This window comes from Micromonospora sp. A200, assembly GCF_029893845.1.
GTDB lineage: Bacteria > Actinomycetota > Actinomycetes > Mycobacteriales > Micromonosporaceae > Micromonospora > Micromonospora purpureochromogenes.
This window is the reverse complement of record NZ_JARXXY010000015.1, coordinates 62,273-79,296: the sequence shown is the minus strand read 5'-3', so window position 1 is coordinate 79,296 and position 17,024 is coordinate 62,273. Positions and strand designations below refer to the sequence as shown.

Annotated in this window: 13 protein-coding genes and 1 pseudogene; 6 read left to right on the top strand and 8 right to left on the bottom strand. The window is 63.9% G+C overall.

The genetic code is table 11. The features are described 5' to 3' along the window. Nucleotides 1-5 precede the first annotated feature (5 nt). The 3 genes from M2302_RS16485 to M2302_RS16475 all read left to right on the top strand — a co-directional run bounded on the left by M2302_RS16485 (nucleotide 6) and on the right by M2302_RS16475 (nucleotide 3,900). Nucleotides 6-986: a hypothetical protein gene (locus tag M2302_RS16485; protein WP_280838781.1), complete on the top strand. Its 981-nt coding sequence runs from the start codon at nucleotides 6-8 to the stop codon at nucleotides 984-986. A gap of 216 nt (nucleotides 987-1,202) precedes the next feature. Then, nucleotides 1,203-2,345, top strand: a complete 1,143-nt coding sequence (locus M2302_RS16480; RefSeq protein ID WP_280838780.1) for a lipopolysaccharide biosynthesis protein — start codon at nucleotides 1,203-1,205, stop codon at nucleotides 2,343-2,345. A gap of 331 nt (nucleotides 2,346-2,676) precedes the next feature. Continuing rightward, nucleotides 2,677-3,900, top strand: coding sequence for a hypothetical protein (locus M2302_RS16475; RefSeq protein WP_280838779.1), 1,224 nt, complete (start codon nucleotides 2,677-2,679; stop codon nucleotides 3,898-3,900). A 186-nt stretch (nucleotides 3,901-4,086) separates the two neighbouring features. Here the strand turns inward: M2302_RS16475 and M2302_RS16470 are convergent. The 7 genes and pseudogenes from M2302_RS16470 to M2302_RS16440 form a co-directional block, all read right to left on the bottom strand. Further along, nucleotides 4,087-4,326: pseudogene (locus M2302_RS16470) on the bottom strand (IS1380 family transposase); the annotation flags it as partial. 376 nt (nucleotides 4,327-4,702) lie between these two features. Next, on the bottom strand, nucleotides 4,703-5,476 hold the full coding sequence (locus tag M2302_RS16465) for a glycosyltransferase (protein WP_280838778.1): 774 nt from the start codon (nucleotides 5,474-5,476) through the stop codon (nucleotides 4,703-4,705). Nucleotides 5,477-5,856: 380 nt separating this feature from the next. Continuing rightward, nucleotides 5,857-6,561, bottom strand: coding sequence for a glycosyltransferase (locus M2302_RS16460; RefSeq protein WP_280838777.1), 705 nt, complete (start codon nucleotides 6,559-6,561; stop codon nucleotides 5,857-5,859). Nucleotides 6,562-6,949: 388 nt separating this feature from the next. After that, nucleotides 6,950-7,549 carry a hypothetical protein gene (locus tag M2302_RS16455; protein ID WP_280838776.1) on the bottom strand — a complete coding sequence of 200 codons (600 nt, stop codon included), beginning with the start codon at nucleotides 7,547-7,549 and terminating at the stop codon, nucleotides 6,950-6,952. Further along, complete coding sequence (locus M2302_RS16450) at nucleotides 7,539-8,522, bottom strand: GDP-L-fucose synthase (protein WP_280838775.1); 984 nt, start codon at nucleotides 8,520-8,522, stop codon at nucleotides 7,539-7,541. The genes M2302_RS16455 and M2302_RS16450 overlap by 11 nt, the downstream gene beginning before the upstream one ends. Then, entirely contained in the window at nucleotides 8,519-9,547 is a 1,029-nt protein-coding gene (gene gmd, locus M2302_RS16445) for a GDP-mannose 4,6-dehydratase (protein WP_280838774.1), read from the bottom strand. The genes M2302_RS16450 and gmd overlap by 4 nt, the downstream gene beginning before the upstream one ends. After that, the gene (locus tag M2302_RS16440; RefSeq protein ID WP_280838773.1) at nucleotides 9,544-10,815 is read right to left on the bottom strand and encodes a glycosyltransferase family 4 protein; all 1,272 of its coding nucleotides are present in this window, start codon (nucleotides 10,813-10,815) and stop codon (nucleotides 9,544-9,546) included. Before M2302_RS16440 ends, gmd begins: the two co-directional genes overlap by 4 nt. Nucleotides 10,816-11,142: 327 nt before the next feature. Between M2302_RS16440 and M2302_RS16435 the strand changes: the two genes are divergently transcribed. Further along, nucleotides 11,143-12,642: a polysaccharide biosynthesis tyrosine autokinase gene (locus M2302_RS16435; protein ID WP_280838772.1), complete on the top strand. Its 1,500-nt coding sequence runs from the start codon at nucleotides 11,143-11,145 to the stop codon at nucleotides 12,640-12,642. Nucleotides 12,643-12,866: 224 nt separating this feature from the next. Here the strand turns inward: M2302_RS16435 and M2302_RS16430 are convergent, their stop codons facing one another. Further along, nucleotides 12,867-13,433, bottom strand: coding sequence for a hypothetical protein (locus M2302_RS16430; protein ID WP_280838771.1), 567 nt, complete (start codon nucleotides 13,431-13,433; stop codon nucleotides 12,867-12,869). Between the two features lie 418 nt (nucleotides 13,434-13,851). Here M2302_RS16430 and M2302_RS16425 point away from each other — a divergent pair, with 418 nt between their 5' ends. Further along, a complete protein-coding gene (locus tag M2302_RS16425) occupies nucleotides 13,852-15,309 on the top strand; it encodes a sugar transferase (RefSeq protein ID WP_280838770.1) in 1,458 nt (485 codons plus the stop codon). Between the two features lie 142 nt (nucleotides 15,310-15,451). Continuing rightward, nucleotides 15,452-17,008: a signal recognition particle protein gene (gene ffh, locus M2302_RS16420; RefSeq protein ID WP_280838769.1), complete on the top strand. Its 1,557-nt coding sequence runs from the start codon at nucleotides 15,452-15,454 to the stop codon at nucleotides 17,006-17,008. The last annotated feature ends 16 nt before the right edge of the window (nucleotides 17,009-17,024 follow it).

The following is a 17,024-nucleotide window of genomic DNA, read 5'->3' as shown; positions in this document are numbered from 1 at the left end:
GTGCGGTGGAACTCGAGCGTGAATTCAGCGTCGCGCTCCGACCTGGTGTCGAGGACACGGATGAGTACAAGACACATCTCTCCGGTGTCGATCTCGGAACCATCCTGAGGACTTCCTCCAACACCACTAGTGAGTTGCTATCACTAGCACGTCAGTCCTCCGCCGAACTCATAGTTGTTCCAGACGGCGACCAGCTTGCAATCAGGCTTGGGGCCGGCGCCCGATGGCCAAGCGATGCACGATTGTCCCTCCTAGTAATGCGTGCCACCGCTCAGGGACATCGGCGCAGGTTGTTGAACCCCGCTCGCAGGATAGTTCGTCGAGCGCTGGTCGCGGCTGCATCGGCGCGGCCCAGAGTAAGCGTTACGATCTTGAGAAGCAGTTGGATCGCCCCAAGCCGGTTGGGCAGGACCGTCGGCGACCCGATCTCTATCACCGTGTTGCCGCTCGATCGCCCTGCAATTCGGTCGAAGCGAGGGCTCGACCCAGATAGGTTCTGGTTCGCGGTTCTTGGAGCCGTGACTGAACGCAAGAACGCCGATTTAGTGGCCCAAGCGTTGCTGGCGCTGCCATCCCGGGAAGTAGGACTAGTGGTGGCTGGGAAGATCCAGCCCTCCATGCTCGCGAGGCTCCAAGACCTTATTCCCCAGTTCTCGCAAATGGGCGTCGGACTGGTGATAGACAATCGCTTACTGACCGATGGTGAGCTCGACGAGTACGTGGCGGCGAGCGACTGCTTGGTGCTCGCTCATTCAAACGAAGGACCGAGCGGGCTCTTCGGCAAGGCACTGGTCGCCGGAACTCGTGTCCTGGCGGCCGGTGCTCGGTCTCTACGCACCGACGCAAGGACGATGCCCAGTCACGCGAGCTGGGTGCCACTCTCCGTCAAGTCGCTGGCACAGGGCATGGCTCAAGTGCTATCGAGCGAAAGACCAAAGCCAGCTGATCTTCCGGATCCTCGACAATTCGCGGAGGCGCTCCTGTGAACAGCGCGTTCGTCTGCGCGGACCTCGCTCGCTGTGATGCCAGCCTCGGCGGTAAATGGGAGACACAAATTGGGTAATGGCGGCAACGCGCCCGTTCACGAACGTAGTTCGGGTCGTGTCGCCACGGCGCAAAATCCTCCCCGGCACCAGCGTGTGCGCTCAGTTGGCGCCCAAGCTGTGATGCTGGCATTCGCGTCGGGGTTGGCGCAGCTCTTGGTGGCGGGCGTTTACATCCTCGCGGCGCGGGAGACCGCACCGGCTGACTTCGGCGTCGTTGTTACGTCGGTGGCCATTGGAACTGCCGGCGCTGGTCTACTGGACCTCGGCACCAACGCGTTTTGGATGAGGGAACTATCACGAAACGCGATAGCCCCTTCCGATCTGGATGCGCGAGTCCGTACGAAGCTCGCGGTTGGCGCTCTCGCAGCTGCTTCTTGGGGCATAACCGTCGCTTGGTTCCAGCCCACGTTGAGTATCGCTGGAGCGATCCTGTTCGCGGTGGCTGCAAGCCAGACAATGCTTGTGCCCCTGCGGGCCAAGAAGCGAGGCGGTACAGTGGCTCTCCTGCTGGTCTTAGAGAAACTGGTAGCGGTCGCGGTATTTGCCTTGCTAACGCTTTCGGGCGCGTCGACGCAGCTGTCGCTGTGGATTTCTTTGGCATTAGGAAGCATTAGCATGGCCGTGGTGGCATACTCAATCCAGCCCCGCCATTCGAGACTTCGTCTAACGGGTCGCGGCTTTGCAAATCCATGGCGAGGAACACGCCACTATGGCCTCAGCTCCCTTGCCCTAAGCGCTCAGCAGTTTGATCTGCCCATACTGGGGGGCGTCGCGGGAGCCACCGCAGCGGGCATCTATGGCGGCGTCAATAGGTGGACGCAGCCCATGGGTTTACTCGCTTCAGCCTTCTCGTCTGCCGCCGCGCCTTTTATCGCGGGGGCAACGGATTGGAAATCCGCCCGGCAACATGTGATGAAAGCCGCTTGGGTACCGGCCCTCGGAATTGCGGCATGCTGCGCCGTCATATTAGTTGCGCCAAAGGTCGTTGAAATGTTGCTTGGTCAAGAATATGCTGGGTCCGCCCCCGTTCTGCGGTGGCTTGCCGCAGGCACAGTACTCACAACATTGAACCAACCACTTGCGTCTTTTCTTCAGTCCAGGGCACATGAAGAGATGGTTGCGTATGTATTAGTAGGGTCGGTAGCCGTGCAGCTCTGCCTGGTGGTCGCACTTGGCTCGACCATGGGCGCCGAGGGTGCGGCGATCGCGTATTGCGTACTACAACTCGCCGTGTTTGCGTCGCTCGCCATCTGTATGAGGGCGGCATATCGAAGAGAGAATGGTCGAGCCAGAGAATGAAGCCGGAGAGGACCGCTCAGATCCTGCGCTCTGCTCGCATTGGTGGGCAGAGACGTTGGCGCATCCCCTCGATGGCTTTCCCGACCTCAAGCAGTGTGGTAAGCGACTTCCGCGCTCCGGCTGGCCAGTAAATGAGTTGCAAGGTTGGTGCAGAACGTTGAGATCTGAGCGCGCGGAGCCACGGCCATATGATCGGTTGTCGCGACCTACTGACTTTCGCCATCGGAACTCGCAACGCATAGCTGTTGTCGGCGTATATTCCATAGCCTCCGGGATCCTCGGCGCCCTATTGGCTGTGCTTACCGGCGACCCGCTATGGGGGTTAGTGACTATGCTCCTTGTTGTTGGCATTATGCTTGTACAGGGAATGGTCGGTGCGCGGGGAGTTCTAGCAGGATTGTTGTTCTTTCTAATCCCTCCTGGAGTGCTCGGTGAGAGTTCTTTATTGGGAACACTCGTCGCGCTGGCCGGCCTCGCCGTAATCGCACTCACATATCGGCCCTCCTCCAAGACCCAAGCGACCGCTGCGATCCTGTATGGCGTGTGTTTCATCGCGCTAGCCGTCGGCATCAGCATTGTCGGCGGAATGTACTTTGCTCTAGTCTATGTGATTGCCGGGGTCGTTGCCCTGCTAGCCATCTCGCGAGCCGAGTTTGTTACAGCCACATTCCGCGGAATCGGTTGCGTTATTGCTCCACTTGCGTGTTCATACGGTCTTACCCTAGTGTTTGGATTTGCTGGGAACGAAATAGGTTCATTAACTCTGGGCAGTAGGCAGACCGAATTCTACATGCCGTTCACATTGGCGACCGCGGGGCCGCCATTCATTGAAGGGTCGCGGCGATTCGCTCCGCTCGTTGGTGAGCCTGGCCTTGCAGTGTACTATTTTATTCCGATTATCACTCTGATCGCCGTGGCGCGCTTCGACAATCGCCTAAGGGCGCTCGCCGTCGGCGCCGTCATTGTCGCGGCCACTTTCACACAGTCGCTGGGGACACTAATTGCGATTGGAGCAGGACTACTCGGCTTCAGTCTGGCGCACCTTGCGGTCAGGAAGCGACGCCCGGTCGCTGCGACCATACTTGCGTCGGTGGTCGCATTGATTGCGGTCCCCCTGGTCGTTTATGTGCTCACGTATAAGGCCGGTATCGCGGCTGAATCAACCACCGATCGCGGTATCATGGATGCGGGCAGTAGATCCTCGGCATCATTGGGAAACATCAACCTGATAGTTGCATATTCGAACGACGTTCGTCTCGCGACAGCACTGACGTGCGCGCTTATCGCGATCGGATTCGCCGCTGTCCGTCACCTCGGCGGGCTCCTTGCATTCGTCATGTTCGCCATCACGGCCGTGTTCGCTCAGCCCAGCCAATGGCAAATCGGTGGATGGATGCTGCTGGCCATGGCGGTCGTCGCAAGTTCTCCAGCAGGCTCTGCGCCGCCATCTGGCCAGACCAGGACCAGCAAGGCCTGGAAAGAAGGGGTCAACCATCCGGAGCCGCGGCGGGTACGTGACGGCGAGCCACCAGCCATGCCAGCTCTTCGAAGTTAGCGAGGGTTGAGGTGTACTCGGGTTTTGCGGGACGCCTGCATGGGTGGACAGCTTGTTGAAAAAGGGCGTCAACGCCCTCACCCTGCCGGCGGGCGGCGGTGCGGGTCAGAGCCGGTTACGCAGGTCCCGTTCGCGGTTGCCCTTGCGGCCGTGCCGGCCGCAGTGAGTCACGGTGACCCGGCGGCGGACCGCGAGGTCCGCGATCGCCTCGCCACCATCAGCGATCATCACCGCCAGGTCCACCGCGACCCGGCCCGGTTCGTGGCCGCCGCGCCGCTGCCGCAACCTCGCGAGGGCCTCGCCGAACGCGGCGGTCAACCCCGTCACGTCAGCGACCTCGGTCAGTAGACGGGTGCCCATGTGTCCGGCCACGCGGCGTTCTTCCGCGCTGACACTGATCTTCGGGCGGGTTCCGGTAGCCTTCAGCTGGCAAGTGCCTTCGGTGACGGGCGATCAGGGCCTTCGGCAAGCCAGACCATCCCAGATTAGAAGGCACTTCCTCATTTTCGATCAAGCATTCGGTCGGCCCCTATTGAAGGGCCGAGGCCAACTTCAGTAAACCCTCTATGCCACGTGGTGTTGCATCACTATCCGCGGACGTGGAGTTTGAACTGTGCAAGATCGAAGTTGTTGAGGCTCAATTTCCTCGTTCTCCTGATTTATTACAAACGGCACTCGGTTGGCCGCGGACATAGTCCCCACAGTGACCACGACGACGATCCGAGCGGGCCGGTAAGGCCGGCAGGCAAACTACATAACAACGCGGTCTCTCACTAAGATCATCGATGCGAACATCGCCGAATTACCCTTCCGATTGGGGACCATGGCTAAGTGACGTATACGCCTGAATCCAGCGCCTGGCAACATTGTGCGCTTGGAATTCCTGTGTGGCCTCCGATGCTTGCCGCGCGAGCGTTCCAAGTAGAGCCGAGTCGCAAATAAGCTTGGCCACTTTGCTCGCCAGCTCGACAGGGTCCTGGCAGATCAAGCCGTGAACACTGTCCCGTGCTGAAATTCCTTCGAATGCGGCCCGCGTCCCAGCGACGGCCCGGCCCATGGCGAGCGCCTGAACAGTTCGGTTCTTCAGGCCTGTACCCGTGCGGTCTGGCAATACCACGAGATCTGCCTGCCTGAGAGCGACCCTATAGTCATCCACCCACTCAATGTAGTTGATAGGTAGACCGAGATCGGTGCCGCCTAAGCCCTCGATCTCGGGGACACGCCCTAGTATGTCAATCTGGATGCCCTTGGGCAGGTCAGATACGGCGAGCGCTCTCATGAACTCCTCGTAACCGAGTCGTACGTGGTCGTGGCGCAAATCGGCGAAGACAAGAATCCGACGAGTGGCATCTCGAGGAATCGGATGATCGTCCACCGCTGCAATCTCGTCAGTCGGGACGATGACCGGTATGGCGAATACACCTGCGGTGCGAAGCGCACGTCGAAGATAACCGGCATCATCCTCAGAAACGACGTGCAGCGGAACGCCCAGGCGGGCGAGCCGAAGCTCTATGGCTCGGAAAAGAGCCGCAGCCACATATTTTCCCATTCGGCCAGGAAGCGGCAGCCGGGCCATTCGTAGGTTCCTACGCGAGCCAGGATCGATGAAGCTAACTATGGTCGGCGCAGGCATTCTCCGCCGGACCAAGCCCGCCGCGGCCGCACCCTCTATATGGATAACATCTGGAGGTGGCTGGTCGCCATGGCGCAGGACTCTGCGGGAGAAGGACGGGCGCGACAATAGCCTGAGCCCTGTCACCAGAGTCGAGCCCGGGCGGGCGCCGAGAGTTTGAAAGGTCAGGCCATGGTCGCGGGCAAGAGCCCCAATGTCCACGAGTTCTGGGTTCTTGACAATACCGCGGAACCGGACCTTGACTCCGTGGGACTGCAGCGTGGACGCGAGGATTACCGACTGCTGGTGCAGGCCTTCGCGGGGTGGGTACGTCAGATCCGAGACTACGTAGTCGACAAGCAACGCTCATCACCCTCAATGGCTTGAATTAGCCCGGCTGCCATGGCCTCAATGGAGTAGCGGCGGATGCTGCTCTCCGCGATCGCGGCGCCATCAGCGAAGACTTCAGACCGCTGCCTCGCAGCTCGCCGAATTCCGGAGGCCAAATCGCCGGGATCGTTGCTCTGAAAGAACAGAGCGTTGAATCCCTCCGAGGCTGCCTCGATTTCGGGTCCGTGCGGCTCGTCTCTGGCGATCAGGGCGGGAACCCCGAACCCAAAGCTTTGAGTGATGGAAAGGCCCGCACAGCCAGGCGAGACGCTCGCGATCGCCGCTGAGTAGTAGCCTCGGAGTACCGAAGGGCGAGACTCATGGCCGATTAGCCGAATGCGTTCACCGAAGCCGGTTTCTGCGATGCGCCGCTCCAGAATGCTCCTCGCCGGCCCGTCTCCGACGATGGTCAACCGAAGCTGCGGCAGATCCGAAGCGACCAGCTCGAACGCGGAAACCAAGAGGTCGGGCTTCTTCGCGTCGACCAGACGGCCAACGTAGAGGATGCTATTCCGCATCGAATTCGCGTCAAAGCCCATCTCGTCCGCGCTGTACAGAGAGTTGGGGGCCGCAGTCACTTGCTTGCGAGGGTACATCTCGCGAAGGTCATCGGCTTGTTGCTCGGTGTACGTGACAAGCTCGGACGCAAGCCTGCGCATGAGACCTCGTAGTCCGTCTGATCTGCTGTTTCGCCCCCCTCTCGGCCATGCATGTCCCCAAAGAAGGGTCCTGCGACGTGCAACCCGACGTGCCGTCAGAAGCAGCCAATTCGCCGGCATGCGTGGGTTGAGATCTAGCAGGAGCGTTCTAGTGCGGAGCAGGCCCATGAGCGGGAGCTTCTGAATAAGTAACCTTGAGCCCAGCATGAACCGGTTGGTGACAAGCGTGTATGGAACCTCCGCCGGCTCCGCCAGTCGAATGCCCGTTCCCCATGGGATGTTCCCGCCGAGTATTTGGACGTTCCCGTCGAAGTGCTCTGCCACCAGTTGAAGACAGCGAGTCCGGTATTCGGCAATTGAGGCGAAAGCCATCACGACCGTGGGGCTACTATTTTGCGTCATCAGCACCTCGCGATGTTCGAAATCTCAAACCAAGATCCGTCACGCCGGAGGATCCGACGATTCGCCCAGCCGGAACCTTCCCAGCCACACATGTCCCTGGAGCGATCAGTGCGGAGCGACCGATGTGTGTTCCGCCCAACACGATGCACCGAGAGGTCACCCATGCTCCAGGATCAATTCGGATAGGGCGAGTGATCAGCGCCATGTCGCGTCGGTGCGCGTGGCTGCCGGTGGTAAGGAAGGTTTCTTGCGAGATGACAACGTCGTGCCCAACGTAGATGTGGTCCTGGTTGTGGAACCACACACCCTCACCAATCCACGAACGGTCGTCGATGTGTAGCTTCCATGGAAACTTGACGCGGGTTCGAGGACGGAAGATAACACCTCGTCCGATCTCGGCACCGAAGAGGCGCAGCACGAGCGTCCGCAGGCGCGAGCTGATCTGCCAGGGATTGGTGATGAACAGCAACTCGAACACACTCCACAGGTAAACGACAAATGCGGGTCGGTCCCACGCCTGTCGTTCACCCGGTGCCCTCGACAGGTCGATGACCGGGATCGTGGACGCATCCTGCTCACTGGACATCTGCCTTCTCCCACGCCGTCATGCGGTAGGCCTCGACCACCGAGGCGATGCCTTCGCGGAGCCGGGTCCTGGCCGTCCAGCCGGCATCACGAAGCTTGGAGACATCGAGGAGTTTCTGCGGCGTTCCGTCTGGCTTAGACGTGTCCCACTCGGTACGACCGGTGTAGCCGACTGCCTCGGCCACCAGGTCGGCGATCTCGCGGATGGTGGCGTCTTTGCCGGTGCCGACATTGACCTGGCTTGATCCGTCGTAGTGCTCCAACAGGAAGAGGCAGGCGTCGGCCATGTCGTCCGAATGCAGGAACTCCCGCCGAGGTGCGCCGGAGCCCCAGTTCGTCACTGTGGTCGCGCCGGTGCGGACGGCCTCGTCGTAGCGCCGAATTAGTGCCGGCAGCACATGCGACCCGGTAGGCGAGAAGTTGTCGTTGGGCCCATAGAGGTTCGTCGGCATCGCGGAGATCCATGGCAGACCATACTGGCGGCGGACGGCTTGCACGTGGAGGATCCCAGCGATCTTGGCAAGGGCGTAGGCGTCGTTGGTCGGCTCGAGGTGGCCGGTCAGCAGCGAGTCCTCGCGGATGGGCTGTTCGGCGTACTTCGGATAGATGCACGACGAGCCGAGGAACAGCACACGTTCTACATCGTTGGCAAGCGCCGCGTCGAGCACGTTGGTCTGAATGCGCAGGTTCTCGCTGAGGAAGTCCACCGGGTAGGTGCTGTTGGCCAGGATGCCGCCGACCTTGGCTGCAGCCAAAACTAGGTACCGCGGCTTGGTCTCGGCCATGAACGCGGATGTGGCATCCCGGTCGCGCAGGTCCAACTCGGCCGAGGTCTTGCCCACCAGCCGGGTGAACCCGCTGGCCTTGAGTTTGCGCCAAATGGCGCTGCCCACGAGCCCACGGTGGCCCGCGACGTAGAAGGTTGCGTCACGGTCCAGCTCGCCGGGTGTGTAGCTGACGCCGTCGTCGCTCACGCGCTCCTCCAGGATGCGAGATCAACCTTGTCGATCCACGGATCGCCGGCATGCGTCAAAGCCTCAACGTCGGCGTCGACCATGAGTTTGGCCAGCGCCCGGCCGTCGGTCGTCGCCTTCCACCCGAGGTGCTCCCGCGCCTTGGTCGGGTCCCCGATCAACGCATCGACCTCGGTGGGGCGTAGGTAGCGCTCGTCGAACCGGACATGCTCGCGCCAGTCCAGCCCGACGCGGCTGAAGGCGATCTCCACGAACTCCTGAACGGTGACGCCGACGCCGGTGGCGAGCACGTAGTCATCGGGCTGATCGGCCTGCAGCATGCGCCACATACCCTCGACATATTCGGGTGCATAACCCCAGTCGCGAATCGCCTCGAGATTTCCCAGATACAGGTGGCGCTGCTTGCCGGCCTTGATCGCTGCGACGGCTCTAGTGATCTTGCGCGTGACGAACGTCTCGCCGCGACGCGGGGACTCGTGGTTGAAGAGGATGCCGTTGACCGCGAACAGCCCGTAGGCCTCACGGTAGTTCTTAGTAATCCAGTAGCTGTAGAGCTTCGCAGCCGCGTAGGGCGACCGCGGATAGAACGGGGTGGTTTCGCTCTGCGGCGGCGGCGTCGCGCCGTAAAGCTCGGACGAGGACGCCTGGTAGTAGCGGGTGTTGATGCCCGCCAGGCGCACTGCTTCCAGCAGCCGGACCGACCCCGTTCCGGTCGTGTCGGCCGTGTGTTCCGGCTCGTCGAACGACACCCGCACATGCGATTGGGCGGCGAGGTTGTATACCTCATCGGGGCCGATCCGTTGCAGCAAAGTAACGAGCCGTGCCCCGTCGCTCAGGTCGCCGTAGTGCAGGAACAGTCGCGCGTCCGGCTCGTGCGGGTCGACGTAGAGGTGGTCGATCCGACTCGTGTTGAACGTGGAGGCACGCCGGATGAGGCCGTGGACCTCGTACCCCTTGGCGAGCAACAGCTCCGCCAGATAGGAACCGTCCTGACCGGTGATACCGGTGATAAGCGCTCGCTTCATTGAGCCACAACCTCCATCGACTTGCTACGTCGTCCCCGAGCCCTGCTGTGACGGTCCGCTGCCAAAGCCACCAACCACTGTTCAAAGTGGTCAAGCGCTGCATCCCGTCCAAGTGCGGTGTCGCGAAAGCGTCGTCCTGCCGCCCCAAGGGCGCGCGCCCGGGCTGGATCTGCCCGGAGTGAGAGGGCGGCATCCAGCAGGGCCTGAGGATCGCCAGCGGCGACTCTCGTTCCTCCTCCGGAAGCATCGATCTCGCTGGCGGTTACGCTCGCCTCATCCGTAGCCGCGAGCACTGGGAGCGATGCGGAATAGTACGTCGTGAGCTTGCTCGGCACCGACATCTCCTTCATCCCCGTACGCTCGTTGACGAGAAGAATGTCGGCGCTCCCCAGCGTCTGCCTGAACTCATCGTCGGGAAGGGGTGCCACGAATTCGATGGAGGTCACATTCCTGGCGAGAGATTGCAGGCGAGCGCGTTGGTTGCCGTCGCCGAGCAGCACGAACCGTACAGGTGCGCGCTGTCGGTCAGCGAGCCGAGCCGCCTCAACGACGTTCTCAAGGCCCTGCTTTGCGCCCATGTTGCCGGCGTGAAGGATCACGGTAACGTCGGGGTCCCAGCCACGTCGGTTCCGGACGGCCGCCCGATCGACCTCCATCGGCGGATCAACGTGGGACCAGTTGCGAATTACCTCGACGCATCCCGCCGGCACGCCCAGTTTCTCTGTGACGAAGGAATGAAACCTGTCGTGAATCACGACGACGCCGGTCGCGGAGCGGAGCGTACGGGACTCCAACGCCTTCAGCGCGGTTGCGGCAGACCTGCCGCCCTGGCCCGTCTCGGTGATGCCCAGACTGTACAGATCCTGGATCCAGATACCGGTCGCGAGACCACGTGACCGGCGAGCGCGGAGCGCGGCGAGCGCACTGGTTATCAGGTTCGGCGACACGAGCAACACAACATCGGGACGATGCCACCGGGCGGCCAGAAAACGAATCCCGAGACTGAGCTCAGAGAGCAATCTCCGCCCACCGCTTGGTCTCGCGGGCACGTAGTGCGCCAACCGCTGGACCCGGACTCCTTCGACCTCATCAGATACGGACCAGCCGCCGTAACTCTCCCTCACTCGCCACTCGGGATAGTGCGGATGGGAGGTGATCACGCGCACATCGTGCCCCCGTGCCACGAGCCCGTTCGCCAGACCCGCCGTATAAGGGGCATTCCCGGTCGGCTCGGGCGCATAATGACCGCCCAGGATCGTCACTCTCATCGCGCGTCCAACTCCTGGCTTTCAGCGATCGGAACTACTGCCGTCGGCCCGCAGGCGTTGACGTTTGCCCTGGTGGCCATCTCAGACACAGGTCCTGATCACGTGGCGCACCCAAGCTGACACGCCACCAAAGCATCCGGGCCGCGATCTGTCAAGATCGGGTCGTGCCCGATTGATCCGAGTCTCGCCTGTCTGGGAGGCCTTGGTATGAAATGGAAACGCCCGGCGACGGAGATTTGGGTCATAGTCATCGGTCTGCATGCCGAACCGGATGACGTTGCTAGGCTGACGACGTTCGCGTCGGCCAATCGAGACTTTCGGAGCATTATGGACATCACGCAGTACCTGCGTGCGCTGAGGGCGCACTGGTTTCTTGTGGTGCTCATGACGGCATTGGGAGGCGCGGCCGCTGGCGTATATTCATGGGTTCAAACCCCCATGTACCAGGCGGATGTGCAACTGTTCGTTTCGATCAGCAGCACCGACGCGGGCGCGGCCGACCTCAACCAAGGCGGCACGTTCGCTCAGCAACGGGTGAAGTCATACGTCGACATCGTGGACAGCCCGACCGTGACAAACGCAGTCCTCCAATCCCTTCAGCTTCCCTACACCGCCGACGAACTTGCCGAAAAGATCACCGCGGCATCTCCGCCGAATACTGTTCTGCTGAACATCTCCGTGACCGACCCGTCACCCCAGATGGCCCGGGACATCGCCGATGCCGTCGCGAGTCAAGTGTCCAAGTTCATCGTCGATCTCGAGACCCCGACGGGTGCCACAACATCGCCGGTCAAGGCGGCCATCACCAAGAGCGCATCGTTGCCGACAGCGCCCGTCTCGCCGAGGACCAATCTCAACCTGGCACTGGGGCTCCTTGTCGGCCTCGCTAGCGGCGCGGGGCTCGCGGTCCTGCGTCATACGCTGGACAAGACCATTCACGGCCGGCGAGAGGCCGCCCTGGTAGCGGGCGCGGCCGTCGTGGGCGAGATCGGGGACGACCCGAAGACGAAGGTGCGAGGGCTGATCGTCGACGACCCGACCGGACTGCGGGCCGAGGAGTTCCGCCGGTTGCGGACCAACATCCGCTTTCTCTCGATCGACGGGCGGATCGGCAGCCTTGTGGTTACGGGCTCGGTCCCCGGCGAGGGCAAGTCCACCGTTGCCGCGAACATGGCTATCGCGCTCGCCCAATCCGGCGAGAGGGTCGTCCTCATCGACGGCGATCTCCGCAAGTCGAGGGTCGCCACACTGTTCGGGCTGCCGGGTGGCGTCGGCCTCACCAGCGTGCTCGTCGGCGACGTGCCGATCGAGGCCGCGATGCACCACTGGCGGCGCGAGCTGCCGCTCTATGTGGTGACCTCCGGTCCAACTCCGCCCAACCCCAGCGAACTGCTCGGCACGCGCCGCCTCGCCGACTTGGTCGCGGGCCTGGTGGCGAGCGGCATGACTGTGATCTTTGATGCGCCACCGCTGCTGCCGGTGACCGATGCCGCCGTGCTGGCGCGGGCGACCGACGGCGCACTCGTGGTGACCCGGGTTGGCTCGACCAAGGCCGACGAGCTCGCGACCTCGATCGAGGCCCTTCGGGACGTCGATGCCCGGATCCTCGGCGTAGTGGCGAACCGGGTCAAGCGGAAGAACAAGGACGGCTACTACGCCGACCAGTCCAGCGGCTGGACGGGGGCTGCGGCGGCCAAGGCTGCCCAGGCCGTGATGGCGCCGCCCAATACCGATCGTGCGCCGGCGGCCAAGGTGGCGCCCCAACAGGGTCGAGCGACCCCCCCACCGCCAGCCCGGCACCAGCAACGCCCAGCGGCCGGCAGGTAGATCGACGAGACGCCGCAGATCTCGGTCGGGGAGCTGCGAAATGCACCCTGACGGGTCCGAGAACCGCGAGGATGGACCTTGGTGATCGGAAAGTCGCTCGAGCAGTCGGGCATGATCGTCGTCATCGACTCGCCGCCGCTGCTTCCCGTGACCGAAGCGGCCATCGTCGCCCAATGAGCCCTTTTCATCGTTACCAGCATGGTCACGATGAAAAGGGCCCAGAGCTACACCACACCCAGGATCGTCTCGATTGCCTCTTCGATCTGGTCCGCCGCGACGCGGTAGTCCTGTCGGGTGCCACCCATGGGATCGGCGATGTCGAAGCTTTCGGGCGGCAGCGGCTGCAGGTAACCGCGCCGCTGCTTGACCACCAGAGCCAGGTTGGCCGCCCGTTCGACCGCGTAGCGCCCGGGCACCTCGTCGGGTTTGAGCCCGCGCACCAGCCACGCCAGTTCTCGCCAGGTGAACGTGTAAGGGAGGGCCTTGGGCACCTGGGCGACAACCTCGTCACGATGCTTGCGAGTGGCGGTGAGGACGAGGTGCGCGCGTGCCACCGCGTCCAGGTCGAGCAATTGTGAGACGAAATGGTCCGCGGGCAAACCGCGGCGTTCGAGTTCGGCAATGGCGAAGGGCTGCATCGGCCGGTCGGGCGGTCCCTGGGTGCCGCCGCTCGTCACAAAGATCGATTCGGCTGCCCGGCCGTATCGGTCCCGGAGGCCGGCCTCCATCAGCCGCAGGGCAATTGGTGACCGGGCCTGGTTCCCGGTGCACACGTGAATGATGCCCCCCATTGCAGACCTTCCCCCATCGCCACGGCCAGCAGGGAGAAGGATACCTACCGTGCGGGCCGCAGCCGCCGGGGAGTGAAGCCAGGCACATGCATCTATCGCGCGGGGTAGTCGAATGAGCACAGTCCGTAATGGATTTCACCGCGGCATCGAAAACTCGTTCCAGATCCGCCTGCGGGGCGGATAACCGGTCCACCGAACAGCCCACGGGGGTCCGACTTTTCGCTGCTGGCGGCGGCTCCTGTCCGGGTTAGGATCACGAGCGCTGCATGCGGGGAGATTCGCATATGGAGTAACGTGCACGTCCCCGGCGGCGCTCGTCACAATGACGCGTGGCTCAGGCCCGCGGATCGACGTGCCATTCGCGGGGGAGACGCACAAGGTGGGTTCTGGACAGACAAGCTTGTCGACGACTGTGTTCATGCCTCCCGTGCTGATGAGCCGGGGCGCGGTCGATGCGGAGACTCTCGACCTGCGGATACCACCCGGCGGGCTACGGGGAGACGGCATCCAACCGCCACCGGCCACAGCTCCCGAGCGGGCGACGATCGGCTATCTCCGGGCCTGGATGCTCGTACTGCCCGTGGACCTCGTCCTCATGTTGGCTCCGGTGCCCTTCAACGCCGATCACTGGCGTGGCCTGACGGTCATGGGTCTCCTGACCATCGCCCTGCTGGCCTCCGGCGGTCTCTACCGATCCCGCCTGCACCTGTCGATCCTCGACGAGGCGCCGGTGATCCTCAGCCGTTTCCTCGTGGCAGCGGCGCTGGTCGCCTTCATCGCGGCCCTTCGGCACGAGAGCTTCGCCAACTTCGGAAGTCTGCTACGCGCGGCCGCGGTCATGGTCGTGCTGCTGCTCGTCGGGCGAGGCCTTGCGATGTGGACGATCATGATGGGCCGCCGGCGACGGATAGTCGGTCACGCGACCATCCTCGTCGGCAGCGGCCCCGTCGCGGCGGACCTGGCCGAGGTGCTGGCCCGCTACCCCCAGTACGGGCTGCGGGTCGTGGGTTACGTCGACAACCCGCACCGCGCCGATCACGCGGTGCACGACCTGACGCACCTCGGTGACCTGGACGACCTCACCGCGACGATGGCGCGGGCCAAGGCTGACGTGCTGCTCATCGCCGATCCGAACATCACCGACAGCCGGTTTGCGGGGCTCCTCCGCCAGGCGATGGTCACCACGTACGACATCCTCGTCGTGCCGCGGATGCACCAGTTCCAGACCCAGACCGCGAGGCCGGACCACATCGGGGCGATCCCGGTGATGCGGATCCGCCCGCCTCGGTTGAGCGGCTGGCGGTGGGGCCTCAAGCGATCGGTCGATGTCGTCTTCAGCGCTCTGGCGCTCCTCGCGCTCGCTCCGGTCCTTGCCCTCTGTGCCTTGGCGGTGCGGATCGAAGGCGGGCCCGGGGTCCTCTTCCGTCAGCAGCGGGTGGGTCGGCACGGCAAGCTCTTCGAGGTCCTGAAGTTCCGTTCCATGCGTCCGGCCAGCGAGGCCGAGTCGCAGACCACCTGGTCGGTGGCGAACGACAGCCGGGTAGGGCCCGTGGGGCGCTTCCTGCGGCGGACGTCGCTCGACGAGCTGCCCCAGCTGTGGAACATCCTGCGGGGCGACATGACGTTGGTCGGCCCGCGTCCGGAGCGGCCGCACTTCGTGGAGGTGTTCTCCGCCGCCCACAGCCACTACTCGTGGCGTCACCGCGTCCCCGCCGGTCTCACCGGGCTGGCTCAGGTCAGCGGTCTGCGCGGCGACACCCCGATCTCCGATCGGGCGCGCTTCGACAACTACTACATCGAGAACTGGTCGCTGTGGCTGGATTTCAAGATCCTGCTGCGGACGATCCGTGAGGTCCTGGTCGCCGGAGGCCGGTAGCCGGGCAGCCCGGCGTCGCCGTGGGGATCGGTGGCTGCCACGGCGCGGGCGCGGGTGCGGGCGGCGGGCTACCCTTGCGGTGGCCGGTTCCTGCACCCGGCCGCGTTGTGCCCGCCGTAACACTGACAAACGGGATGTTCGCGTGTTTGACACCTTGAGTGACCGCCTGTCCGGGATCTTCACCAAGCTCCGCGGCAAGGGTCGGCTCACCGACGCCGACATCGATGCCACCGCGCGCGAGATCCGCATGGCGTTGCTGGAGGCGGACGTCGCGCTGCCCGTGGTCAAGGGCTTCATCGCCAACCTCAAGGAGCGCGCCCGCGGCGCGGAGGTCTCCGAGGCGCTCAACCCGGCGCAGCAGATCGTCAAGATCGTCAACGAGGAGCTGGTCAACGTCCTCGGCGGCGAGGGGCGGCGGCTCCAGTTCGCCAAGCAGCCGCCGACCGTGATCATGCTGGCTGGCCTCCAGGGTTCCGGTAAGACGACCCTCGCCGGCAAGCTGGCCCGCTGGCTCAAGGCCCAGGGTCACCAGCCGCTGCTGGTCGCCGCCGACCTCCAGCGCCCCAACGCCGTCGGGCAGCTCCAGGTGCTCGGTGGCCGCGCCGGCGTCGAGGTGTACGCCCCGGAGCCCGGCAACGGCACCGGCGACCCGGTGCAGGTCGCGCGCGCCTCGATCGAGCACGCCCGGCGGGCCGCCCGGGACATCGTCATCGTCGACACCGCCGGCCGCCTCGGCATCGACGCCGAGATGATGCAGCAGGCCGCCGACATCCGTGACGCGGTCGACCCGGACGAGGTCATCTTCGTCGTCGACGCCATGGTCGGTCAGGACGCGGTCCGCACCGCCGAGGCGTTCCGCGACGGCGTCGGGATCACTGGCGTGGTGCTGTCGAAGCTCGACGGCGACGCCCGCGGTGGCGCCGCGCTCTCCGTCCGGGAGGTCACCGGGCAGCCGATCCTCTTCGCCTCCACCGGCGAGAAGCTGGAGGACTTCGACGTCTTCCACCCCGACCGGATGGCCAGCCGGATCCTCGGCATGGGCGACGTCCTCACTCTGATCGAGCAGGCCGAGCAGGCCTTCGACTCCGATCAGAAGGAGAAGATGACCGCCAAGCTGATGGGCGGCGAGCAGTTCACCCTGGAGGACTTCCTCGACCAGCTCATCGCGGTCCGCCGGATGGGCCCGATCGCCAACGTGCTGGCCATGATGCCCGGCATGGGGCAGATGAAGGACCAGCTCGCCGAGCTGGACGACAAGCACTTCGACCGGGTCACCGCGATCATCCGGTCGATGACCCCGGCCGAGCGCACCAACCCGAAGATCATCAACGGCTCCCGCCGGGCCCGCATCGCGACCGGCTCGGGCATGACCGTGATGGACGTCAACCAGCTGCTCAACCGCTTCGCCGACGCGCAGAAGATGATGAAGCAGATGGGCGGCATGATGGGCCTGCCCGGCGCGGGCCGGCGCAAGGCGACCAAGTCGCCGAAGAACAAGCGCAAGGGCACCAAGGGCGGCGGTCGGCCGCGTACCGGGGCGGGCGCCGGGCTGCCGGGCGGCTTCCCGGGCGGCATGCCGCAGCTTCCGCCGGGGCTGGACCCGGGTGACCTGGCCGGCGGCCAGGGCCTGCCGCCGGGCTTCAAGCTCCCGAAGATCGACTTCAACAAGCTCGGCAAGGGCGACAACCGCCCCCGTTGACGCGCGGCGGCAGTCG